A 22,203-nucleotide genomic window follows, 5' to 3' on the forward strand; every position below is an offset into this window, starting at 1 on the left:
GGCTCGTAGAATGGTTTGATCATGACTATTCCGCGCAGCGAACCGACGATCATCAGCGCCTCGTCCGCAGCCGTCGACGAAGACGGACGCCAGCGATCGTACGAGGTTCGTACTTTCGGGTGCCAGATGAACGTGCACGACTCCGAACGGCTCTCCGGATCGCTGGAAAGCGCCGGCTACGTCCGTGCACTCGACGGCGCCGAGGCTGACGTGGTGATCATCAACACCTGCGCGGTGCGCGACAACGCCGCCGGAAAGCTCTACGGCACCCTCGGACATCTCGCCTCCGTCAAGCGTCGTAAAGAAGGTATGCAGATCGCGGTCGGCGGCTGCCTGGCCCAGATGGACAAGCAGGCAGTTCTCGACAAGGCGCCCTGGGTGGACGTCGTGTTCGGCACGCACAACATGGGGTCGCTGCCCGGGCTGCTGGAGCGTGCACGTCACAACGGCGATGCGGAGCTGGAGATCCTCGAGTCGCTCGAGGTGTTCCCGTCGACGCTTCCGACGAAGCGCGACTCGGCGCACAGCGGATGGGTGTCGATCTCGGTCGGCTGCAACAACACGTGCACGTTCTGCATCGTCCCGAGTCTGCGTGGCAAGGAGAAGGACCGGCGTCCCGGCGACATCCTCAACGAGATCCGCCTCCTCGTCGAAGACGGTGCCATCGAGGTCACTCTCCTCGGCCAGAACGTGAATTCGTACGGCGTCGAGTTCGGCGACCGACAGGCGTTCGGAAAGCTGCTGCGCGCGGCCGGCGAAATCGAGGGACTGGAGCGCATCCGTTTCACGAGTCCGCACCCTGCGGCGTTCACCGACGACGTGATCGACGCCATGGCCGAGACCCCGAGCGTGATGCCGCAGTTGCACATGCCGCTGCAGTCCGGCAGCGATCGCATCCTCAAAGCGATGCGGCGGTCGTACCGGAGTGAGCGTTTCCTCGGGATCCTCGATCGTGTCCGCGCGCGCATCCCGAATGCCTCGATCACGACCGACATCATCGTCGGTTTCCCGGGGGAGACCGACGAAGACTTCGAAGACACGATGCGCGTCGTCGAGCAATCCCGCTTCTCCGGAGCCTTCACCTTCCAGTACTCGATCCGCGAGGGCACGCCCGCCGCGACGATGGAGGATCAGGTTCCGAAGGAGATCGTCCAGGAACGGTACAACCGCCTGATCGCACTCCAGGAGCGAATCTCGCTGGAGGAGAACCAGAAGCAGGTCGGACGCCAGGTCGAGGTTCTCGTCTCGACGGGCGAAGGCAAGAAAGACGCCGAGACGCACCGGCTGACCGGCCGTGCCGAAGACAACCGTCTGGTGCACTTCGAGGTCACCGCCGGCTCGGACCTCCCGCGGCCCGGCGACATCGTCACGGTCAGCGTCACCCATGCGGCCCCCTTCCACCTGCTTGCCGACGATCCGACCGGAGCGCCGCTGCGCATCCGTAGAACGCGCGGGGGTGACGCCTGGGATCGCTCGCAGGCGGAATCGTGCGCGGTCCCGACTCCGGCGTCCGACGGCGGCCCGCGCGCCGTATCCCTCGGTCTGCCCACCCTTCGCGTCGGAGTGTGAGCGAATCGCGCCTCTGGGCGATAGTCGGAGCCACAGGAACCGGGAAGAGTGACCTCGCGCTCGATCTGGCGGAGGCTCTCCGTGCCCGCGGCAACCCGGCCGAGATCGTGAACGCCGACGCCATGCAGCTCTATCGTGGGATGGACATCGGCACGGCGAAGCTCCCTGTCGCCGACCGACGCGGAATCCCGCATCACCTCTTCGACGTTCGTGAAGTGGATCAGGACGCGGCCGTCGCCTGGTACCAGCCCGTAGCGCGAGAGGCGGTCGGCGCGATCCACCGACGCGGAGGCGATGCGATCCTGGTCGGCGGTTCGGGCCTCTATGTCTCGAGCGTCGTTTACGAGTTCCACTTTCCACCGAGAGACCCCGAGATCCGTGCAGGGCTGGAAGCAGAGCTGGAGTCGCACGGGCTGGACGTTCTCATCGATCGGCTCCGGTCGGCGGACCCGGCAGCAGCGGCGAAGGTCGACCCGCGCAACAGCCGACGGGTCATCCGCGCCCTCGAGGTGCTCGCGCAGGGGAGCAGTACCCACGGCGCGTCACTGCCGGAGAAGCCCGTGCTGTGGCAGCAGCGCACGAGGCTGATCGGCCTGCACGTCGAACGCTCCCAGCTGGTCTCCCGCCTGGATGATCGCGTCGAGCGGATGTGGGAGGCCGGGATACTGACCGAAGTCGCTGCACTGAGGCAGATGGGCCTCGAGCGGGGTGCCACTGCCTCCAGAGCGATCGGGTACGCGCAGGCGCTGGGCCAGCTCGATGGCACCCTCACTGCGGCGGAAGCCATCGCCGAGACGCAGGCGCTCACACGCCGCTACGCCCGTCGACAGGTGTCGTGGTTCAAGCGGTATCCCGACCTGGAGTGGTGGGATGCTCCGGCGGACGTGGGGGCACTCCTGGCCGAGTGAGCCAGCGCGCCGCAATCGACCGTCGCGATGTCGGAGGCAGGTGCGAGGCTCGATGCATGGCCACCCACTTCTTCACCGCATCCAGCCTCGACGGATTCATCGCGACAGACGAGCATTCGCTCGACTGGCTACTGACCCAAGACGTCGACCCCGACGGGCCGATGGGCTACAACGCCTTCGAGAAGAACATCGGCGCGCTGGCGATGGGTTCGTCGACCTACGAGTGGGTGATGCGACACGAAGAAGGACGATGGGGCTACAGTCAGCCCACCTGGGTGTTCACGCACCGCGAGATCTCGCTCCCGGAGGGTGCCGATGTGCGGCTGACGCATGACGACGTGCGCAGCGTGCACGCCGAGATGCTCGCTGCCGTCGCGGGTCAGGACATCTGGATCGTCGGTGGGGGAGATCTCGCGGGTCAGTTCGCGGACGCAGGTCTTCTGGATGAGGTGTGGGTCCAGTACGCGCCGGTGACGCTGGGCTCCGGCGCCCCACTCCTTCCGCGGCGGCTCGACCTGGAGCTTCTCGAGGTCGCGCGAAACCGCAACTTCCTCTGCGGTCGATACTCGGTCGTCTCGGCCGGAGCCGCGAAGTGACTTCGTAGAACGTTCTGCGGAGGAGGTGCGCGGCGTCTTCGCCATATGGCTGCGCTCTCTAGACTGGGGAGCATGGTCGCATTCACCAAGGGTCACGGCACGGGCAACGACTTCATCATCATCGCCGACCCCGACGGGGCGCTCGATCTGACGGTCGAGCAGGTCGCCGTGCTGTGCGACCGCCACTTCGGAATCGGTGCCGACGGCATCCTCCGCGTCGTGCGCTCGTCGGCGATCGCTGAGGGAGCAGCGGCTCTGGCCGAGGAGCCGGCGGCCGAGTGGTTCATGGACTATCGCAACGCCGACGGATCGATCGCCGAGATGTGCGGCAACGGCATCCGGGTCTTCGCTCACTATCTCGTGCGCGCGGGGCTTGCGACCATCGAACCGGGAGCGACACTGCCGATCGGTACCCGTGCCGGTGTGCGCGACGTGACGCGCAGCGCGACGGGATACCAGGTCGACCTCGGCCGGTGGAAGCTGTCCGGCGACGACCCGCTGGTGCGCGTCGACGGCCTCCCGGTCACGCGTCCCGGTCTCGGAATCGACGTCGGCAACCCTCACGTGATCGTGGCGATCGCCTCCGAACATGAGCTCGCCTTGCTCGAGCTGCACCGTGCGCCGGAACTCGATCCCGTTCTGCCGGCCGGCGCGAACGTCGAGTTCGTCGTTCCGGGTGAGCCGTTGGTGCGCGACGGAGTCGGGCACGTCCGCATGCGTGTGTTCGAGCGCGGCGTCGGTGAGACCCTCAGCTGCGGTACCGGTGTGGCTGCCACCGCACTCGCCGTGCGGTACTGGGCGGGGGAGAATGCCCCGAACAATTGGCAGGTCGAGGTGCCGGGAGGAACACTCGGAGTGCGGATGTTCCCGGCAGAAGACGGCGAGCACGTCGCCCTGTCCGGTCCCGCTCAACTCGTCTTCAGCGGAGAGATCGAGCTGCTCTGACCGAAGCCGTACGACGCCGTCGTCGGTCGGCGTGGTCGCTCTGCATCGACGCGGTCAGAGTCCGGACAGCGCGATCGGCTCGGTCGGCGGCGTCCCGTGCTTGCGAACCTTGAGGATGCGATAGCCCTTGCCGGTCGCGGTGCGGAAGACGCTGTATCCCGGCTGGAACGTCGAGCCGATCCAGCGCTGCAGCGAGTCGGCTCCGAGATTGCGCTGCACGACGAGCCAGGCGTCGCTGCGTTCGTCGAGCCGCGGTATCCACCTCTCCAACAGTCCGTGCAGTTCGTTCTTGCCCACGCGGATCGGCGGATTCGAGCGGATGGTGCGGAACGAGACGTGCTCGGGAACATCGTCGGGCAGCGATGCGTTGATATTGGTGAGCCCGAGGGACGCGGCGTTGCGGCGCACGAGATCGAGGGCACGCTCATTCACATCGACGGCCCAGACCGTGGCATGCGGAGCGGCGAGGGCCATCGAGATGCTGACGGGGCCCCAGCCGCTGCCGAGGTCGAGAAGATTGCCTCCCGGGGGAACCGGGGGCATGTTGGCGAGGAGCACTGCAGTGCCGGCATCCAACCGATCCGGGCTGAAGACACCACCGGCGGTGGTGACTTCCAGCTCTCGGCCTGCGAGTGATACACGGATCCTGCGCAGATTCTCGGGGCTTGCCGGGGCCGCAGTGAAGTAGTGGTCTGACCCCATACGGTGAGCGTACCGGACAGCGCGGGCTAAGGTTAAGGCTCGCTACAAAACCCCCAGAGACAAGGAACGGATGACGGATACCAGGACACCCTCCAACGGCGACGACACGGTCGATCGCGTGCTCGCGAACGCAGAGAAGCGCTCCGACGTCCACGTGTTCGGGGCAGCGCAGGCGCTGCAAGACGAGTCGACCGCCGCGCACGCCAGCACGGACGGGGCGCAATGGGATCTCGAAGACCGTCACGCTCTTCGCCGCGTCGGTGGACTCTCGACCGAGCTCGAGGACGTCACCGAGGTCGAGTACCGCCAGCTTCGCCTGGAGAACGTCGTCCTCGTCGGTGTCTACCCGCAGGGTGCGCAGGAGGATGCCGAGAACTCGCTGCGTGAGCTCGCCGCACTGGCCGAGACCGCGGGTGCCGTCGTGCTCGATGGCGTTCTGCAGCGTCGCCCGCACCCGGATGCTGCCACGTATCTCGGGCGCGGCAAGGCGCAGGAGCTCAAGGTCATCGTCGCCGCGGTCGGGGCCGACACGGTCATCGCCGACACCGAACTCGCGCCGAGCCAGCGACGCGCGCTCGAGGACGTCGTCAAGGTGAAGGTCATCGACCGCACCACCGTGATCCTCGACATATTCAGCCAGCACGCGAAGAGCAGGGAGGGCAAGGCGCAGGTCGAGCTCGCTCAGCTCGAGTATCTGCTCCCTCGTCTTCGCGGGTGGGGCGACTCCATGAGCCGACAAGCCGGTGGCCAGGTCGGCGCCGGTGGTGCGGGCATGGGGTCCCGTGGTCCCGGTGAGACCAAGATCGAGCTCGATCGGCGGCGGATCCGCACCAAGATGGCGCTCCTGCGTCGGCAGATCCGTGACTTCGGACCGGCTCGTGAAGCGAAGCGTGCGGAGCGCAAACGCAACACCATCCCCTCGGTGGCGATCGCCGGCTACACCAACGCGGGCAAGTCGAGTCTGCTCAATGCGCTCACCAGTGCCGGCGTCCTGGTCGAGAACGCCCTCTTCGCGACGCTGGACGCGACCGTGCGCCGATCTGAGACCGAAGACGGCCGTGTCTACACGCTGACCGACACCGTCGGCTTTGTCCGCAATCTCCCGCATCAGCTCGTCGAGGCTTTCCGTTCGACCCTGGAAGAGGTCGGAGAGGCTGACGTGGTGCTCCACGTCGTCGATGCGTCGCACCCCGACCCGGCCGGTCAGCTGCAGACGGTACGCGATGTCCTCGGCGATGTCGGAGTGCGTGACCTGCCCGAGATCGTCGTCTTCAACAAGGCAGATCTGATCGACGACGACGAACGCCTGGTGCTCCGCGGTCTCCAGCCGCACGCGCACTTCGTGTCGTCACGCTCCGGTGAGGGAATCGCCGAACTCCGTGCCGTCATCGAGGAAGCACTCCCGAAGCCGGCGATCGAGGTTCACGCGGTGATCCCGTATGACCGCGGCGACCTCGTGGCGGCCATCCATGAGACGGGGATGCTCCTCGAAGTGGAGCATCGAGAGGCCGGCACCGCCGTGCACGCGAGGGTGTCCGAGCGCCTCGCGGCAGAACTCGCTCCCTTCACCGTCGTCAACTGACCCGGCTCACCGGGCGAGGAAGCGCGCCTCGACCGTCGCGGAGATGACGATCTCCTCCGGCTCGTATTCCATGGCCGGGGCTGCATCTGCGGCGAATGCCACGCCTCCGCGAGCCTTCATCATGGGCGCACCCGGCATCAGCTGCCCGCTCGAGATGAGACCGACATCGGCGATCTCGAGCGGCGTGACCTCGTCGAGACCGAGAGCCCCCGCATATGCCTTGGCGCGGGTGACGGCGACGCTGACGGCCTCGGCGGCCACCTCCCGCTCGATCTGCGTTCGTGTCACGCGGGTGAGGTGCCAATCGACCCAGCCCACCTCGACGCCGTCCCAGGGCGAGATGTCCGAGACCCATATCGAGAGTTCCGATGCCTCTGCGAATGTCGCAGTGAAGTCGATGCTCGCGTAGAAGACGGGTGCGAGGCGCTTGCCGTCGTTGTTCCAGGGTCGCTCGGCTCGCACGGAGAGTCGTTTGCTGGTCCAGTCGACGACGCTGCCCTCCTCTGCCCGCTCCGTGATGCTGCCGCGTACGGGCTCGGCCAAACGCATCACGTGCTCGACGACGGTCGTGCGCTCGGAACCCTCCCCCCGCACGCTGACCCGGATGGTGGCGCGCTCCGGCGCGACACGCGCCTCGTGTTCGCCGCGGACTGTGACGGTGACTTCGCTCATGCGCTGACTCTACGCCAGCGCTCCGGGCGCCTGCGGAATGGCGAATGGCCCGTGAACGTTGTAGTCTGTGATGCTCGGGTGTTCGTCGCCCGGGATGGTAATTCCATAGTGTGACAGCGGCTCCTTCGAGAGAAGGACCACGGGGCTGATCGGTTTCGACAGCGCCTGTGAATTCACGAGAAGCGGGCCGAGGATGCAGAGTTATCTCGTTAACGCTCTCTGCAAAAAAATAGTTGCCGAAACCAAGCGCAACGACTTCGCCCTCGCTGCATAAGCGAGCCCGATAGTCCGTCAGGCCGTATGTGATTCCGATACGGATCCTGGCGTCATTTAGGAATCTTGCTGCGTGATGGCGTCTGGACGTCACGTGGGACTCTTCCCAGGCTGGGCTCGTCGACTTAGGTGTCTGTGACAAAGGTCGGAGCCGAGTAGAACGTCTTCACAGACTGCGCCCGGAGAAGGCGTGGAGACTCAGCGTTGGACGGGGGTTCGATTCCCCCCAGCTCCACCAAGCCGTTGTCACAGAAGAAGCCCCGTGCTCTCCTTCCAGGAGGTCACGGGGCTTTTTCGTGTGCGGGAACGGCGTGTCACTCCACCGTCTGCGTATAGGGCACCGCCAGCACAGCATCCGCATATCCCGCTGCCGAGAACCGGATCGTGATGATGCCGTCCCAGAAGGAGGTCCCTCCGTTCGGTGTCTCCGCGCCGAACATGAATGCCGCCTCAGGGTTGGCGAGATAGGTCGAAACGGTCGGCACCGTCAGAGTGCCTGCCGCGATGACGGTGCTGAAGACGAACACGCTGTACAGCTGGTCGTCTGCAGCGCCCTGCAGGAGTGTCCACCCGCTGATGCCTCCATCTTGGGAGGGAGACCCTCCGTCGTAGAGGTAGAGCCCCTGTGCGCCGGAGTTGGCACCGGTGCCCTGCCAGGAGATGGTCGCTGTGACCTGTGTAGGAGCGGCGGGCGCCGGCGAAAGGGCGAGCTGACCGCTCAGGGTGAACTCGGAACTCCACTGCGGGCCCGTGAAGGCGAGGACCACGCCGGTTGCGTCGATCGCGCCTCCGCTCGCCGCTTGGGCCGGTGTGGCTGCCGTGAGCGCGATCACGGGGACCGACCACGCCGCCGCGCCGATGACGGTGCGGCGAGAGATCGTGGGACGCGCAGGGAGAGGGCGTTCGTCGGGCACGGAGCATCCTTCGGGGAGAGGTGAAGCGGTCCGACAGCAGAAGGGCCTCGGAGCGAGCAAGAGAGTAGCAGAGGCAAGCGGCCGGGGAGGCGCGAACGGCACCCGCTGGTTCCGACGGGGACCTATATTGAGGTCTGTGGAATCGACCCCCGAAACTGTCGCGACCGGTCTCACCCGAGCGGAGGTGGCCGAACGCGTCGCGACCGGGAAGACGAACGCCTTCGTGGCGGACACGAGCCGCAGCGCGTGGAGCATCGTGCGGGCGAACGTCTTCACGCTGTTCAACGGCATCGTCTTCGCGTGTTTCTTCATCCTCTTCCTGGTCGGGCGGTGGCAGGATGCGCTCTTCGGGCTCGCCGCCTTCGCGAACGCCATCATCGGCTGTGTTCAGGAGTTCCGAGCGAAGTCGGCTCTCGACCGCCTGGCACTGATGAACGCACCGCGCGCTCTGGTGCTCAGGGAAGCTGCGGAGGCGGAGATCGCCCCCACCGATGTCGTCCTCGACGACGTGCTGGTCCTGCGCGCCGGCGAGCAGGTGCCGGCCGACGCCAGAATACTCACGGCGCGCGGGCTGCAGATCGATGAGTCGATGCTCACGGGCGAGTCCGACCCGGTGGAGAAGCAGCCGGGCGACGAGGCGCTTTCGGGCGCGGTGGTCGTCGCCGGCGAGGGAACCGCGCAAGCGACCCGTGTGGGCGCCGACTCGTACGCCAACCACTTCGCGGGCGAAGCGAAGCGTTTCTCGCTCGTCTCCAGCGAGCTCCGCTCGTCGGTCAACCGGGTCCTGAAGTGGGTGAGCTGGGTGATCGGACCGGTGGGGCTGCTCGTCCTGAACGCGCAGATCATCGTCACGGGCGGGTACGCCACCGTGTTCTCCAGCGGCGCCTGGGTGCAGGCCGTCGTGAACACGATCGCCGCGCTGACGGCGATGATCCCGCTCGGGCTGGTGCTCATGACGAGCATCGCCTTCGCCGTCGGTGCGTCGAAACTGGCACGCAGGCAGGTTCTGGTGAATGAGCTGCCCGCGGTCGAGGGGCTCGCCCGGGTCGACGTCGTATGTCTCGACAAGACCGGCACCCTCACCGTGGGGGAGATAGGGTTCGACGAAGCGCACGGACTCTCCGGGCTCACGTCGGAGCGTGCGGAGGCGGCAGCGGCGGCGCTGGGCTGGTATGCCGCCTCTCCGGATGCGAATGCCACGGCGCGATCGATGCGAGCGGTGTATCCGGCCGGGTCCCCGCTCGCGGTCGCGGAATACATCCCCTTCTCCTCCGCACGCAAGTGGAGCGCAGTCTCCTTCGAACAGGTCGCCGGGACCTGGGTGATGGGTGCACCGGAGATGGTGTTCGGCGATGCAGCGACATCTGACGAGACCGAACTCGGGCGCACGGTCACCGCGCTCGCAGAGACCGGCCGACGCACGTTGGTCCTCGGCTACGCGGAATCGGCGTTGTCCGAGGCGGATGTCGACTCCGAGCGGCTTCCGGATGGTGTGGTCGCGGCCATCGTCCTCACCTTCCGAGAGCAGGTACGCCCCGACGCCGCCCAGACGCTCGAGTACTTCGCGCGGCAGGATGTGGGCATCCGGATCATCTCGGGCGACAACCCGCGCACGGTCGCGGCGATCGCGCGAGAGGTGGGAGTGGACGTCGCGGAGGGCTTCGACGCACGTCGCCTTCCCGATGATGACGCCGAACTCGCAGACGTGCTCGAAACCAACTTGGTTTTCGGACGCGTCTCACCCGAGCAGAAGAAGCGTATGGTCGCGGCCCTGCAGAGTCGCGGGCACACCGTGGCGATGACCGGTGACGGCGTCAACGACGCCCTCGCGATCAAGGCCGCCGACATCGGTATCGCCATGAACACGGGATCGCCCGCCACGAAGGCGGTGGCGCGATTGGTGCTGCTCGACGGGCAGTTCTCGCACCTGCCCGATGTCGTCGCGGAGGGGCGTCAGGTCATCGCGAACATCGAACGCGTATCGATGCTCTTCCTGAACAAGACCGTGTACGCCACACTTCTCGCGATCATCTTCGGGGTGTTCGTGCTGGAGTTCCCGTTCCTCCCGCGCCAGCTCTCCATCACCGACGGTCTCACCATCGGCATCCCGGCGTTCTTCCTCGCGCTGATGCCCAACGCGGCGCGTTATGTGCCCGGATTCCTCCGGCGATCGTTGAGCTTCGCCATTCCCTCGGGGATCATCGTCGCGCTCGGCCTCACGTGGTTCACCTTCGTCGCGCGCGGTCTCGAGGCGCACGAGGAGCAGCTGCGCACCGGAGCGACCGTCATCCTCGCCGTCGTCGGCATCTGGGTGCTGGCCGTGCTCGCCCGCCCCCTCAACCGCTTCAAGGTGCTGGTCGTGGGTGCGATGTTCATCCTGCTCATCGCCGTGTTCTCGCTTCCCCTCGCGCGACAGTTCTTCGTCCTCGTCGATCCGGGGGAAGACCTCGCGATCGCGCTCACCGGGATCACGGTCGTGATGATCGCGGCGATCGAACTGGTGCGCATCGTGCATCGTCGGCTCGTCCTGAGAGAGGAGCCCACGACGGGGCGTCCACAGGCGCCCGAGCAGGGCAGCGGTACCGAGCGTGGGCTGGCGGCCGTCATCACGACGACGGTCGCCGTGCTCTCGTACGTGTTCGGAATCCTCGCCACGGGCTTCGGCATCCTGGTCTTCCTCGGGCGCTACGACCCGGACGTGAGCGCCTCCGCGTTCTCGCTCGCGGGCGCGGCCATCGCGCTGTTCGGTCTCCTGGTGTTCGCGGTCGCCGCCGGTATCCGCCGGGGGAGCGGGCTCTCGCGGCTGTTGCTCACGCTCTTCCTCGGGGTCGTGCTCGCACTCAGTGCAATCGTGCTCGTCTTCGGAGACCGGTGGGACTGGGGAGCAGCCGTCACTGCCGTGGTCGCCGCCCTCATCGTCGTCCTGCTCTGGACACCACCGGTCGCCCGGGGTTTCCGGCCCGTCCTGGAGAGTTCGATGGGGAGTACGGCGCCGTAGCGATGTCGCGAGCTCGAGCGGCGCTCAGCCGGTCCACTCGATGAGGATCAGCCCCTGACGTGTGTCCGCGAAGCGCACCCATCCGTCGCCGAACAGATACGTCATCCCGTACCCGTCTTCATCGAGTCCCATCGCGTATCGCGGATCCTCCGTGAAGTACACCCCGTCCGGGCCGTCCTCGCGCTTCCACCCCTCGGAGAGCAGGCCGGACTGGGCCTGCGCGGCGTCCTCCGAACTCAGAGATGCCCAGCCATAGAGCTGACCGTGGTCGGACGCGACGCTGTAGTCGGCCCAGAAGCACAGCAGCCCGTCGGTCAGCGCGACCCCGCCGACGACGAACTCCTTCGACTGCGCGGTCCATCCCATATCCGTGAACACGGAAACCGTTCCCGCCGAGATCATGGATTCACACGTGAGCTCGCCGGGAGTCTCCGGGACGCTGGAGCTCACCGGCTCGGGGCTCGGAGCCGGGCTCGGGCGGACCGCATCCGATGTGGGTGAGGCCTGCGGCCCCGCAGGTGCTCCGCACGCCGTCAGGGCGACAAGAAGCACCAGGGCGCCTGCGGCGGCGGAGATGATGCGGAGGGTCATCCTGTGCCTCGTGGTTCGGATCAGTCGTGCATGAGCTTCAGGAACTCATCGTGGAGCGTGCCGTTGGTGGCGAGTGTCGAGCGCGCCGATATCGTCTCGGCGCCGTCGGCGGCGGTCATCCGCCCGCCGGCCTCCCGGATGATCGGCACGGCCGCGGCGATGTCGTATTCCTTGACATCGAATTCGGCGACCATGTCGATTCGCCCTTCGGCGAGAAGCATGTAGGAGTACACGTCGCCGTAGGCGCGATCGCGCCAGACGCGTGCCGCGACTCGGAGGAGGGAGTCGAGCCGTCCCGCGTCGGACCACTGCGCGATGCTCTGGAAGCTCACACTGGCATCGTCGAGCGATGACACGGTGGAGACCTGGAGTCGGCGGGGCTCGCCGTCGGTCGCGGTCCAGGAGCCTTCGCTGGCGGCTCCCCACCAGCGCCTACCCAGTGCGGGCATGCTGACGACACCGACCTGGGGGACGCCATCGATCGCGAGAGCGATCATCGTGCCCCACAAGGGAACGCCGCGGAGGAAGTTCGCCGTGCCGTCGATGGGGTCGATGATCCACTGGCGATGCGTCCCGCCCTGCGCGCCGAACTCCTCGCCGAAGATCCCGTCGTCGGGTCGCTCGGTCTCGAGGATGGTGCGGATCGCACGCTCCGTCGCGAGGTCGGCGTCGGTCACGTGCGACTTGTCGGCCTTGGTGGAGATCTCCAGGTCGGCCGCATCGAACCGCGGGAGCGACTGGGCGTCGGCGGCGTCGGCGAGGCGGAGCGCGAGGAGGAGATCGCTGCGCAGGTCATCGGCGTGAGGGGAGGAGGTCACGCTCCCAGGATAGTCGGCGGAACAACGGGCGCTGAGGGCCGAACGGCCATGTTTCCGAGTGCGACGGGCACCGGCACGCCCGGGCCCACCTCGATTTCGCATGGGGGCGGTCGGCTGGTAATGTAATTCCTCGGTCGGGGTTATCCCGGGCCACGCACCTCTAGCTCAATCGGCAGAGCAACTGACTCTTAATCAGTGGGTTCTCGGTTCAAGTCCGAGGGGGTGCACGGAACAGCCTCAGAAACTCTCGCCAGTTTCTGGGGCTTTTCTGCTTTCTTGTGCACGCGGTCCGCTTATCGATCCGGACAGGCCCGCGAAGTCCGGGTTTCTGAGGGCTTGCAGAGAATGCCGGTGTACCGCGTAATGGGCTCTCGTCGAGGCCGTCTCTCACACGGGGACAACCGCGTCACCGCCATCGGATGCGTCGCTGCGCAGCAGCACGGCCGAGGCGGTGAGGCTTCGACAAGAAACTGGGGAACACCGTGTACAGAAGTAATCGGCGCGCGCGATCGCGCCGCGCATCCATCACGTTCGTCGCCGCCGCTGCGGCGGCACTCACCGCTGTGGTCACGGGCGTGGGCGCCGGCGCAGCCATCGCTGCCGAGTACGACCATCCCGCGGCCATCGATCCTGCGTCGATCACGGTGACCACCGTGGACGGCGATGAGACTCTGGCGCAGTTCGATCAGGTGCGCGTGGACGCGGACTGGTCGGTGCCGGATGGCGCTCTCGGCGGCGAGACGTTCGGGTTCACGCTTCCGCGTGAGTTCGCCCGAACCGGCCTGACATTCTCGGTCCCCTCGACCGAGGACCCGACGGAGATCGTGGCCGAATGCGCCGTCAGCAGCGACGCGGCACCGGTGGTGACCTGCACCCTCACCGACTACGTGAACGGACGCACGGGCGTCAACGGTTCGCTGTGGTTCCTGGCCAGCGCCGACGAGCAGACCTCGGAGACGACCGTGGAGTTCGTCGTCGACGGCAAGACCACGCGCGTCGACATCCCGGGCGGTGGGATCACGCCTCTTCCGCCTCTGCCCACGGAGCCTCAGAAGGTGTCATGGCAGACGGACGACGGCAGCATCGCGTGGCAGCTCGAGCTTCCGGGCGCGAGTTTTCCCGGCGTCGAGTCGATCGTCGTCGACGATGTGCTGACCGCGCCGAACGGTGAAGTCGCAGAGCATCACAACCAAGACGGCCAGCTCGCGGTCTGGAGCACCGACGCAGACCAGCAGGACTACCGGACGATCACGAACTGGACCGGTGCCTGGAACGAGGGCGGCACGGCGTTCCACCTCGAGATCCCGGGTGCGATCGATCCCGCACGGACGTACTTCGTCAAGTACCTCACGGTACCGAGCACTCAGGCGGACGGGACCTCATTCAGCAATGTCGCCAATGTCAACGGAGTGGTGCTGCAGGACCGCGAGGTCTGGCAGCTCACGGGTGGCGGCACCGGAGACGGAACCGCCACCGGTGCGTTCACCCTGACCAAAGCCGTCGACGGCTCCGGCGCCACAGACGTGCCCGCGGACGCCGAGTACACGGTCCGCTACAGCTACGGCGACCCGGTGGTGGAGAAGACCGTCGTGGTGACCGCGGGAGCGGCGACCGCACCCGTTCGCCTCCCCGCCGGCACCGTCGTCACGCTCGAGGAGCTGACGCCGCCCGCCGTCGACGGCATCGAATGGGGCACGCCGGTGTTCTCGGGCACCGGAGTGCGCGCGACCGCGGACGGCGGGGCACAGATCACCGTCTACGGGGGTTCGACGCTCGCGATCACGCTCACCAACACCGCGACGGAGAAGCCGCCGGTGGTCCCGCCGACCACGCCTCCCACGCCGGAGACGCCCGTGACGCCGCCGACCGATGTGACGCCTCCGATGGAGCTGCCGTTGACCGGCGATTCCCTCGCCACGACCGGTGGCGATGTGCCGGCGGTCATGCTCTGGGGTGCCGGCGCCGCGCTTCTGCTCGGCATCGCGCTGACCACTCTGGCTGCCGTGCGCGCTCGACGGCGCGAGCCCCAGGGCTGATCCTTGCATCGGGGTCGAGGTCGTCGGAGCACCTGCTTCGCGGTCTCGACCCCGCCGCGTGCGTGGAGCGTCACGCGGCAGGAGACCGCCCTCCGGGAAGCTCAAGGCAATCTCAAGCCACGGCGATGACCGTGCCCCCGGTGATGAGGCGCAGTTGGTCGAACGTGAGCGGCATGACGGTGTGGGGGTGGCCGGCTGCGGCCCACAGCTCGTCATGTTCCTGGAGCGCGTCGTCGAGGAAGGTGCGCAGCGGCGCCGGATGCCCGGCCGGTGCGACGCCGCCGATGGCCTGGCCCGTCGCCGCGCGGACGACGGAGGCCGGCGCCATCGACACTTCCCGCGCACCGATGCTCGCGGTGAGTACGGCGAGGTCCGCGCGGTGGCCACCGCTGGTCATGACGAGAACCGGCTCTCCGTCAGCGATGAACACGAGGCTGTTCGCGATCGCGGCGACGTCGCATCCGATCGCCGCGGCCGCAGCCGCCGCGGTGCGCGCCGAGTCCGGCAGGACGCGGATGGTGGTGTCGACCCCTGCATCCACAAGGTGCTGCTGCACGAGTCTGCTGCGCTCGGGAAGGGGCGTTTCTTCGCTCATCGCCCCACGGTATCGGAGGGGGATGTCGGTGCCGGATCGGGCGTCAGCGGCCGATCAGGCACCGACATGACGCCTCAGGCGGCGTCGCCCACGAGGATCGCCGCGGCATCCTCAGCGGCGGCGTCTTCAGGCTCGTCGTCGATGTGCGCGAGCACGCGCCGGCCGAGGAACACCGTCAGCGCTGCGATGAGGACAGACGCCGCCGCGAACAGGTACGGCACTGTCGCGTTGAACGCGTGCCACAGGAGCGCCGCGATCGGAGGAGCCATCGCGCCACCGAGGAAACGCACCGCGGAGTAGGCGGAGGAGGCCACGGACCGGGGGAGGTCCGTGGCCTCCATGACCGCTTCGGTCAGCACGGTGTTCATCACGCCGAGCAGCAGACCGCCGATGACGATACAGGTGACGAGGGCGGCCGCGTTCCCGACGACGAGCCCGGCGGCGACGAGGTCGAGCGCCAGCAGAGGGAGCACCACGAGGATGATCCGCGTGCGCGGCATGCGGCGCATCAGCACCGGCGCGACCCAGACGCTCGTGACCGCGAGAGCGACGCCCCAGCCGAAGAATGTGAACCCGATTCCCATCGCGCCGAAGCCCAGGGGGAACGGCGAGAACGCCAGCAGCACGAAGAAGCCGATGTTGTAGAACAGTGCGGCGACCGCGAGGATCGCGAGGGCGGGGCGTCGGAGCGCCGTGAACGGGGCGGAGAAGGGCACCGGCACCCGCTTCTCGCCCGGTCCGCGCAAGAGCACGAGCACGGCGACGAAGGCGATCGCCATCAGCACGACGACGCCGAAGAACGGGCCGCGCCAGCTCTGCTCGCCGAGAAGGCCGCCGAGCAGGGGCCCGACCGCGATGCCGAGGCCGAGCGCCGCTTCATACAGGATGATCGCGGCCCTGCTCCCGCCGGATGCCGATCCGACGATCGTCGCGAGGGCGGTCGAGATGAACAGTGCGTTGCCGAGTCCCCAGCCGGCACGGAAGCCGATGACGGCATCGACGCTGCCGCTCAGAGCACACAGGAGGGCGAAGACGACGATGAGCGCGAGCCCGATGAGCAGGGTGGCCTTAGCGCCGATGCGGCTGGAGATCCAGCTGGTCACCAGCATGGCGAGGCCGGTCACCAACAGGTAGCTGGTGAAGAGGAGTTCGGTCTCCACCGGCGACGCCTGGAGCGACTCCGCGATCGCGGGGAGGATCGGATCGACGAGTCCGATGCCCATGAAAGCGACGACGCATGCGAAGGCGACGGCCCAGACCTGCGCCGGCTGCTTCCACACCGAAGGGGTGGCGGTGTTGTTCACCGAGATTCTCCTGTTCGTTCCGTGGCGGTGTGCGCAGCGAGGATCTCCGCCGCGCGGGTGAGAGCGGACCAGTCGCCGTCGTTCAGGGCGGCGAACCGCGGCGCGAGGATCTCGCGGAACTCCGCGCGCCAGGCCGCGACGGCGGCGGTGCCCTGAGGGGTGATGTCGACGACGGTCGCTCGCGAATCGTCCGGGTCGGGGGAGCGGAGCACGAGCCCCTCGCGCTCCAGCAGGCCGAGGAGGCGGGTCATGCCGGGTTGGGTGGTGCGCGCAGCGGCGGCCAGTTCGCCCACGCGCCTGGCACCCTCCTGCTCGAGGAGACTCAGCACCCGCCACTGCGCGGCGGGCGCGTCGTTGCCGGCGTCCTGCGCCGCTATGCGACCCAGGGCGTAGCCGGAGAGCACCAGCGAAGCGATGACGTCCGTGCGATTCATACCAAAGAGTATATATCGGATGGTATGTATGGAGGGTCAGCGCCGGGCGTTGGCTATCCTCGCCGAGAGCTGATGGGCGTGCGCCAGCAGGGTGCGACCGAGTTCCGCCATGCGATCCGGGCCGAAGCGGAACTCGACACCGGTCAGACTGAGGGCCCACTCCGGGCGCCCGGATCGATCGAAGACGGCGGCGCCGATTCCCCAGCTGCCCTCGACGATCAGGCCCGGGTTGACGGCGTATCCGCGTTCCTTGGTCTCTGCCAATCGGGTGCGCAGCGCGCGCGGCCTGTGTGTCGGCCCCCATGCGCTCTCGAGGTCGGGATGCCGCTCCAGATATGCGTCCACATCATGGTCAGGGAGGAAGGCCAGGATCGCGAGACCCGCGCTCGCGACGCCGAGGGGGAACCTCACGCCCTCGCTCAAGACGAAGGAGCGGATGGGGAAGGATCCTTCCTCGCGAAGCAGACACACCGTCTCGTCCGCTCGTCGCACCGAGAAGAACGCGCTCTCCTCGGTCTTGACCGCCAGTGACCGGACGATGTCCCGCGCCAGGGTGGTCACGTCGTAGCGCGCAGCGGCGACCGAACCCATGAGGAACAGCTCGGGACCGGGCATCCACCGGGTGCTGTCCGCGTCGCGGTCGACGAGCCCCTCGAGCTTGAGCGCGCTGAGGAGGCGATGCGTGGTCGAGCGTGACAGCTCAGCGCCCCGGGCGAGGTCCTGGAGGCTGGCGCCCTCCGCGCCGGCGGCGGTCACCAATCGGAGCAGACGAGCCGCGCGAGCGATGGCCTGCGCACCAGGGATGGAGCGGGCCGTGGATTCCATATCGTGGACGCTACCTCCGTATCTGACCACATCGCAAGACGTGATCGTAGCGCCGGGGGCCGAAGAGCGGATGCTGGAGTGAGCCACGAATTCGAAGGAGCAGACGTGATCGACAAGCAATGGGACTCGGCAGCGCACGCCGTGTCCGACATTCCCGACGGAGCCTCGTTGGCGGTCGGCGGGTTCGGGCTCTCCGGCAATCCGATCGCGCTCATCGAAGCCTTGCTGGCCCAGGGCACGAAAGGCCTCAGCGTCGTGAGCAACAACTGCGGCGTGGACGACTGGGGACTCGGGGTGCTGCTCGCCGCGCAGCGCATCCGCAAGATGACATCGTCGTACGTGGGGGAGAACAAGGAGTTCGAGCGCCAATTCCTGAGCGGCGAACTCGAGCTCGAACTCACTCCCCAGGGAACGCTGGCCGAGAAGCTGCGGGCCGGTGGATCGGGGATCGCGGCCTTCTACACGCAGACGGGTGTCGGCACCCAGGTCGCAGAAGGAGGGCTGCCCCGCCGATACAACGCGGACGGCACGATCGCCGTCGCCTCCCCGGTGAAGGACGTCCGAACATTCGAGGTCGATGGCTCGCCGGCGGACTTCGTGCTCGAGGAGGCGATCACCACGGACTTCTCGCTCGTGCACGCTTCCCGCGGCGATCGCCACGGAAACCTCGTCTTCAACAAGGCGGCGCGCAACTTCAACCCGCTGGCCGCGATGGCCGGACGCACCTGCATCGCTCAGGTCGAACAGCTCGTGGAGCCGGGTGAGCTCGATCCGGACAGCATCCACCTTCCCGGCGTCTTCGTGCATCGCATCGTCGAGGTGGGCACGGACATCCCCAAGCGCATCGAGCGGCGCACCGTCGCCGTGGAAGGAGCCTGAGATGGCACTCACACGAGACCAGATGGCGGCCCGCGCGGCAGCCGAGCTGGAGGACGGTTCCTACGTCAATCTCGGAATCGGGTTGCCGACGCTCGTGCCCAACCACGTGCCGAGCGACGTCACGGTGGTGCTCCAATCCGAGAACGGGATTCTCGGCGTCGGGCCCTACCCGCACGAAGACGCCGTGGACCCCGACCTCATCAACGCGGGTAAAGAGACGGTCACGACCCTGCCCGGTGCGGCGTTCTTCGACTCGGCCACCAGCTTCGGGATGATCCGCGGCGGCAAGATCGATGCCGCGATCCTCGGCGCGATGCAGGTCTCGACGAGCGGGGATCTCGCGAACTGGATGATCCCGGGCAAGATGGTGAAGGGCCCCGGCGGGGCAATGGATCTCGTGCACGGTGCTGCTCGGGTGATCGTGCTGATGGAGCACGTGGCCAGGGACGGATCGGCCAAGATCGTGGACGAGTGCTCGCTGCCGCTGACCGGTCGCGGAGTGGTCGACCGGATCATCACGGACCTGGCCGTGATCGACGTCACGCCCGAGGGGCTGACGCTCGTCGAGACGGCCCCGGGAGTCAGCGTGGACGAGGTCATCGCCGCGACCGAGCCGGCGCTCACCATCCATCCGGATCTCCTCCACGAAAGGACCTCGCATCATGAATGACAACGACATCGTCATCGTCGCCGCTGCTCGCACACCGCAGGGGCGACTGAAGGGGCAGCTGGCGGCCTTCACCGCTCCTCAGCTCGGCTCTTTCGCCATCAGAGGCGCGCTGGAACAGGGCGCCATCGATCCGGGTGACGTCCACGCGGTGATCGTCGGACAGGTGTTGGCGGCGGGCTCGGGTCAGAACGCCGCTCGGCAGGCGGCGATCGGTGCCGGGATCGGCTGGGACGTGCCGGCCCACTCCGTGAACAAGGTCTGCCTGTCGGGATTGACCGCGATCATCGACGCCGCTCGGATGATCCGCACCGGCGACGCCGAGGTGGTGGTCGCCGCCGGGATGGAGTCGATGACGCGGGCACCGCACATGCTGATGGGCTCGCGCGACGGCTGGGCGTACGGCAGCGTCGAGGTGCTCGATCACATGGCCTACGACGGTCTGACCGACGCCTACGACCGCGAGAGCATGGGCGCGTCGACGGAGCGCCACAACGCGCGATATGAGCTCACCCGAGAGGCGCAGGACCGTGTCGCCGCGCTCTCTCACCAACGCGCGGCCGCTGCCCAGGAAACGGGAGTGTTCGAGGCCGAGATCGTCGCCGTCGACGTGCCACAGCGCCGGGGTGAGCCGGTTCGCGTGACGAAGGATGAAGGGGTGCGCCCCGACACGACGGTCGAGACCCTCGGTGGGCTGCGGGCGGCCTTCGCGGAGGGCGGATCGATCACCGCGGGGAACTCGTCTCAGATCTCCGACGGCGCATCGGCCGTGGTCGTCACCGCGCGACGCACGGCCGTGGCCAAGGGCTGGTCGGTGCTCGCCACCGTCGGCGCCAGCGGTCAGACGGCCGGCCCGGACAATTCCCTGCAGGCGCAGCCGGCGCGTGCGATCGAGCGTGCGTGCGAGAAGCAGGGGATCGCACCCTCGGATCTCGATCTGGTGGAGATCAACGAAGCATTCGGCGCGGTCGTGGCCCGCTCACAGGTCGAGCTCGGGCTGGACGAGGACATCGTGAACATCCACGGCGGAGGGATCGCGATCGGACACCCGATCGGTGCATCCGGCAACCGACTCGTGGTGCACGCGGTGCACGAGCTCGTGCGTCGCGGTGGCGGAACCGCCGCGGTCGGCCTGTGCGGCGGCGGCGGTCAGGGCGAGGCGTTGATCCTCACACGGTGAACGATGCGCTCGGGGCGCGCGGTGTCAGTGCCGTGCGTCCTTGGCGTGATCCTGCGTGTCGGCGAGTGCCTTCTGCGAGCGGAACTGGAGTCGCTGGGCCTTCTTCGCCTTCTTGACCGACTGCGGCGAGTCGGCATCGACGAGCACACCGCGTCGTTCGCGGTTCATGTCGATCACTGCACCGACGGCGAGCGCCATCGTGATGCCCCAGCTCAGCCAGGACAGCAGGGAGCGCCAGGTGATCGGCTGCTCGCGGGTGCCGCGTAGCAGCGAGACTCCCGCAGAGATCGCAGCGACGAGTCCGGTGCTGAAGAGGTAGCGCATGCCCCCACGCTACCTTCCCGTGCCCCAGGTCGTCCCGAGCCTTGACAAGCCCTCCCTGATCCTGTCAGGGGCGTAGGTCGTGAACGACAGGCGGAGCGTCCGCCGATCGGGCGTTCCGGAGTAGAACGAGACCCCGGGTACGTAGGCGACATCGTGGGCCAGGGCGCGCCCGAGCGACTCGGCGGCATCCATCCCCTCAGGCAGCCGTGCCCAGACGAACATGCCGCCGTCGGGATGGTTCCAGGTGCTGCCGGTCGGCAGAACGGTGGGTAGGGCGTCGAGCATCGCGTCGCGCCGGGCGGAGTACGCCTCGCGGATGCGCGTGAGCGCGGGTTCGCCGCGACCCGACAGGAGGTAATGGGCGGCTGCTGCCTGGTCGATGGTGGAGGTGTGGAGGTCGGCGGCCTGCTTCGCGATCGTCACGGCGGGGCGGATATCAGCGGTCGTGCGGATCCATCCGATGCGCAGCCCCGGCGCGATCACCTTCGAAAAGCTGCCGAGGCTGATCACGTGCGCCGGTGCGAGCTCGGCCAGCGAGGGGAGGGCCTCACCCGAGTACCGCAGTTGGCGGTAGGGCTCGTCCTCGATGATGCGGAATCCCCGTCGCTGTGCGATGGCGGCGATGTGCCGGCGGGCATCGAGCCCGTGCGTGCGGCCGGTGGGATTCTGGAAAGTGGGGACCGTGTAGAAGAACTTCGGGCTGTGCTCGGCGGCGAGCCTGTCCAGTGCTTCGAGATCCAGCTCGTCGCCGTCATAGGGGACGCCGATGACCCGCGCCCCGGCCAGCGCGAAGGTCTGCAGGGCCGCGAGGTAGCACGGTTCCTCGACCAGGATCGTGTCGCCGGGGTCGAGAAGCGTCGTCGAGATCAGGCCGAGCCCCTGCTGCGAACCCGTCGTGATGATGAGGTCGGATGCCGCGGTGGGCAATCCGTCCGCCGAGTAGCGCCGGGCGACTTCCTCCCGGAGCCGGGCGTCTCCCTCGGACGTGGAGTACTGGAGCACAGAGGGGGAGTCGAGGACCGCGTCGAACGCCGCCCGGATGCCGGCGACGTCGAACAGCTCGGGCGCGGGGAGACCGCCGGCGAACGAGATGACCTCCGGGCGCTCGGTCAGCGCGAGAAGGTCGCGCACCGGCGAGGTCTTGGCGTTTCCTGCGCGCTGGGAACGCGGAGGGAGGGTGAGTGCGGCGGCAGCGGCATGCGGGGCAGTGGTCAACGGAGGTTCTTCCTCGGAGGAGTGAGTGCGGGGACAGCGGTGCGGCGGTGTCGCCAAGGATAGACCCGTCCCGAAACGCTCATCTCTCGGGCACTTCCCGGGACCATCCGCTATCCTGGGGTCGTCGCGGCTCGCCCGCGGCCGCACAAACCGTGTATCTACCGGCCGTCGGCATC

At 67.7% G+C, this 22,203-nt stretch carries 20 protein-coding genes, 1 tRNA gene, 1 other RNA gene and 1 pseudogene; 12 read left to right on the forward strand and 11 right to left on the reverse strand.

What is annotated here, in order from left to right; genetic code table 11:
- Nucleotides 1-21: 21 nt before the first annotated feature.
- From miaB to dapF, 4 genes are all read left to right on the forward strand, one after another.
- A complete protein-coding gene (gene miaB, locus OC372_RS02355) occupies nucleotides 22-1,569 on the forward strand; it encodes a tRNA (N6-isopentenyl adenosine(37)-C2)-methylthiotransferase MiaB (RefSeq protein ID WP_105709800.1) in 1,548 nt (515 codons plus the stop codon).
- Nucleotides 1,566-2,477, forward strand: a complete 912-nt coding sequence (gene miaA / locus OC372_RS02360; RefSeq protein ID WP_262000819.1) for a tRNA (adenosine(37)-N6)-dimethylallyltransferase MiaA — start codon at nucleotides 1,566-1,568, stop codon at nucleotides 2,475-2,477. Before miaB ends, miaA begins: the two co-directional genes overlap by 4 nt.
- Nucleotides 2,478-2,533: 56 nt before the next feature.
- Entirely contained in the window at nucleotides 2,534-3,073 is a 540-nt protein-coding gene (locus OC372_RS02365) for a dihydrofolate reductase family protein (RefSeq protein ID WP_105709802.1), read from the forward strand.
- 72 nt (nucleotides 3,074-3,145) lie between these two features.
- On the forward strand, nucleotides 3,146-4,018 hold the full coding sequence (gene dapF / locus OC372_RS02370) for a diaminopimelate epimerase (protein WP_105709803.1): 873 nt from the start codon (nucleotides 3,146-3,148) through the stop codon (nucleotides 4,016-4,018).
- Nucleotides 4,019-4,072: 54 nt separating this feature from the next.
- Here the strand turns inward: dapF and OC372_RS02375 are convergent, their stop codons facing one another.
- Nucleotides 4,073-4,720, reverse strand: coding sequence for a class I SAM-dependent methyltransferase (locus OC372_RS02375; protein WP_029263599.1), 648 nt, complete (start codon nucleotides 4,718-4,720; stop codon nucleotides 4,073-4,075).
- A 295-nt stretch (nucleotides 4,721-5,015) separates the two neighbouring features.
- On the opposite strand from OC372_RS02375, the pseudogene hflX reads away from it, so the two are divergent.
- A pseudogene (hflX, locus tag OC372_RS02380) lies at nucleotides 5,016-6,302 on the forward strand (GTPase HflX); the annotation flags it as partial.
- Between the two features lie 6 nt (nucleotides 6,303-6,308).
- Here hflX and OC372_RS02385 read toward each other — a convergent pair.
- On the reverse strand, nucleotides 6,309-6,974 hold the full coding sequence (locus tag OC372_RS02385) for an SIMPL domain-containing protein (protein WP_262000821.1): 666 nt from the start codon (nucleotides 6,972-6,974) through the stop codon (nucleotides 6,309-6,311).
- Nucleotides 6,975-7,115: 141 nt separating this feature from the next.
- Here OC372_RS02385 and ssrA point away from each other — a divergent pair.
- Nucleotides 7,116-7,485: a transfer-messenger RNA gene (gene ssrA, locus OC372_RS02390) on the forward strand.
- 76 nt (nucleotides 7,486-7,561) lie between these two features.
- Here ssrA and OC372_RS02395 read toward each other — a convergent pair.
- Complete coding sequence (locus tag OC372_RS02395) at nucleotides 7,562-8,161, reverse strand: hypothetical protein (RefSeq protein ID WP_262000822.1); 600 nt, start codon at nucleotides 8,159-8,161, stop codon at nucleotides 7,562-7,564.
- A gap of 136 nt (nucleotides 8,162-8,297) precedes the next feature.
- On the opposite strand from OC372_RS02395, the gene OC372_RS02400 reads away from it, so the two are divergent.
- Nucleotides 8,298-11,159: an HAD-IC family P-type ATPase gene (locus OC372_RS02400; RefSeq protein WP_262000823.1), complete on the forward strand. Its 2,862-nt coding sequence runs from the start codon at nucleotides 8,298-8,300 to the stop codon at nucleotides 11,157-11,159.
- Nucleotides 11,160-11,183: 24 nt separating this feature from the next.
- On the opposite strand, the gene OC372_RS02405 is transcribed toward OC372_RS02400, so the two are convergent.
- Nucleotides 11,184-11,750 carry a hypothetical protein gene (locus tag OC372_RS02405; RefSeq protein ID WP_029263594.1) on the reverse strand — a complete coding sequence of 189 codons (567 nt, stop codon included), beginning with the start codon at nucleotides 11,748-11,750 and terminating at the stop codon, nucleotides 11,184-11,186.
- Between the two features lie 20 nt (nucleotides 11,751-11,770).
- Nucleotides 11,771-12,568, reverse strand: coding sequence for an inositol monophosphatase family protein (locus OC372_RS02410; RefSeq protein ID WP_262000824.1), 798 nt, complete (start codon nucleotides 12,566-12,568; stop codon nucleotides 11,771-11,773).
- A 154-nt stretch (nucleotides 12,569-12,722) separates the two neighbouring features.
- Between OC372_RS02410 and OC372_RS02415 the strand changes: the two genes are divergently transcribed.
- Nucleotides 12,723-12,795: transfer RNA gene (locus OC372_RS02415), tRNA-Lys, on the forward strand.
- A 255-nt stretch (nucleotides 12,796-13,050) separates the two neighbouring features.
- Nucleotides 13,051-14,604 carry a DUF5979 domain-containing protein gene (locus tag OC372_RS02420; RefSeq protein ID WP_262000825.1) on the forward strand — a complete coding sequence of 518 codons (1,554 nt, stop codon included), beginning with the start codon at nucleotides 13,051-13,053 and terminating at the stop codon, nucleotides 14,602-14,604.
- Nucleotides 14,605-14,716: 112 nt separating this feature from the next.
- Here OC372_RS02420 and OC372_RS02425 read toward each other — a convergent pair whose 3' ends face one another.
- From OC372_RS02425 to OC372_RS02440, 4 genes are all read right to left on the reverse strand, one after another.
- On the reverse strand, nucleotides 14,717-15,199 hold the full coding sequence (locus OC372_RS02425) for a YbaK/EbsC family protein (RefSeq protein ID WP_105709810.1): 483 nt from the start codon (nucleotides 15,197-15,199) through the stop codon (nucleotides 14,717-14,719).
- Nucleotides 15,200-15,273: 74 nt separating this feature from the next.
- Nucleotides 15,274-16,503 (reverse strand): MFS transporter, encoded by a 1,230-nt coding sequence (locus OC372_RS02430; protein ID WP_262000826.1) that lies wholly within the window; start codon nucleotides 16,501-16,503, stop codon nucleotides 15,274-15,276.
- On the reverse strand, nucleotides 16,500-16,937 hold the full coding sequence (locus tag OC372_RS02435) for a MarR family winged helix-turn-helix transcriptional regulator (RefSeq protein ID WP_262000827.1): 438 nt from the start codon (nucleotides 16,935-16,937) through the stop codon (nucleotides 16,500-16,502). The genes OC372_RS02430 and OC372_RS02435 overlap by 4 nt, the downstream gene beginning before the upstream one ends.
- 36 nt (nucleotides 16,938-16,973) lie before the next feature.
- On the reverse strand, nucleotides 16,974-17,762 hold the full coding sequence (locus OC372_RS02440; protein WP_105709813.1) for an IclR family transcriptional regulator: 789 nt from the start codon (nucleotides 17,760-17,762) through the stop codon (nucleotides 16,974-16,976).
- Between the two features lie 105 nt (nucleotides 17,763-17,867).
- On the opposite strand from OC372_RS02440, the gene OC372_RS02445 reads away from it, so the two are divergent.
- From OC372_RS02445 to OC372_RS02455, 3 genes are read left to right on the forward strand one after another with little or no spacing between them, the layout of a single operon-like run.
- Nucleotides 17,868-18,641, forward strand: coding sequence for a CoA transferase subunit A (locus tag OC372_RS02445; protein ID WP_262000828.1), 774 nt, complete (start codon nucleotides 17,868-17,870; stop codon nucleotides 18,639-18,641).
- A gap of 1 nt (nucleotide 18,642) precedes the next feature.
- A complete protein-coding gene (locus OC372_RS02450) occupies nucleotides 18,643-19,311 on the forward strand; it encodes a CoA transferase subunit B (RefSeq protein ID WP_181156190.1) in 669 nt (222 codons plus the stop codon).
- Nucleotides 19,304-20,488 carry an acetyl-CoA C-acetyltransferase gene (locus tag OC372_RS02455; RefSeq protein WP_262000829.1) on the forward strand — a complete coding sequence of 395 codons (1,185 nt, stop codon included), beginning with the start codon at nucleotides 19,304-19,306 and terminating at the stop codon, nucleotides 20,486-20,488. Before OC372_RS02450 ends, OC372_RS02455 begins: the two co-directional genes overlap by 8 nt.
- A 24-nt stretch (nucleotides 20,489-20,512) precedes the next feature.
- On the opposite strand, the gene OC372_RS02460 is transcribed toward OC372_RS02455, so the two are convergent.
- Together OC372_RS02460 and OC372_RS02465 are read right to left on the reverse strand one after the other, a co-directional pair.
- A complete protein-coding gene (locus OC372_RS02460) occupies nucleotides 20,513-20,812 on the reverse strand; it encodes a hypothetical protein (protein ID WP_029263584.1) in 300 nt (99 codons plus the stop codon).
- 9 nt (nucleotides 20,813-20,821) lie between these two features.
- Nucleotides 20,822-22,027 (reverse strand): PLP-dependent aminotransferase family protein, encoded by a 1,206-nt coding sequence (locus OC372_RS02465; RefSeq protein WP_262000830.1) that lies wholly within the window; start codon nucleotides 22,025-22,027, stop codon nucleotides 20,822-20,824.
- Nucleotides 22,028-22,203 lie beyond the last annotated feature (176 nt).

This window comes from Microbacterium sp. Mcb102 (assembly GCF_024519805.1).
Taxonomy (GTDB): Bacteria; Actinomycetota; Actinomycetes; order Actinomycetales; family Microbacteriaceae; genus Microbacterium.

Coding starts and splice junctions, on each gene's coding strand:
- miaB (WP_105709800.1), top strand. CDS start 22: ATGACTATTCCGCGCAGCGAACCGACGATCATCAGCGCCTCGTCCGCA.
- OC372_RS02365 (WP_105709802.1), top strand. CDS start 2,534: ATGGCCACCCACTTCTTCACCGCATCCAGCCTCGACGGATTCATCGCG.
- dapF (WP_105709803.1), top strand. CDS start 3,146: ATGGTCGCATTCACCAAGGGTCACGGCACGGGCAACGACTTCATCATC.
- OC372_RS02375 (WP_029263599.1), bottom strand. CDS start 4,720: ATGGGGTCAGACCACTACTTCACTGCGGCCCCGGCAAGCCCCGAGAAT.
- OC372_RS02385 (WP_262000821.1), bottom strand. CDS start 6,974: ATGAGCGAAGTCACCGTCACAGTCCGCGGCGAACACGAGGCGCGTGTC.
- OC372_RS02405 (WP_029263594.1), bottom strand. CDS start 11,750: ATGACCCTCCGCATCATCTCCGCCGCCGCAGGCGCCCTGGTGCTTCTT.
- OC372_RS02425 (WP_105709810.1), bottom strand. CDS start 15,199: ATGAGCGAAGAAACGCCCCTTCCCGAGCGCAGCAGACTCGTGCAGCAG.
- OC372_RS02435 (WP_262000827.1), bottom strand. CDS start 16,937: ATGAATCGCACGGACGTCATCGCTTCGCTGGTGCTCTCCGGCTACGCC.
- OC372_RS02440 (WP_105709813.1), bottom strand. CDS start 17,762: ATGGAATCCACGGCCCGCTCCATCCCTGGTGCGCAGGCCATCGCTCGC.
- OC372_RS02450 (WP_181156190.1), top strand. CDS start 18,643: ATGGCACTCACACGAGACCAGATGGCGGCCCGCGCGGCAGCCGAGCTG.
- OC372_RS02455 (WP_262000829.1), top strand. CDS start 19,304: ATGAATGACAACGACATCGTCATCGTCGCCGCTGCTCGCACACCGCAG.
- OC372_RS02460 (WP_029263584.1), bottom strand. CDS start 20,812: ATGCGCTACCTCTTCAGCACCGGACTCGTCGCTGCGATCTCTGCGGGA.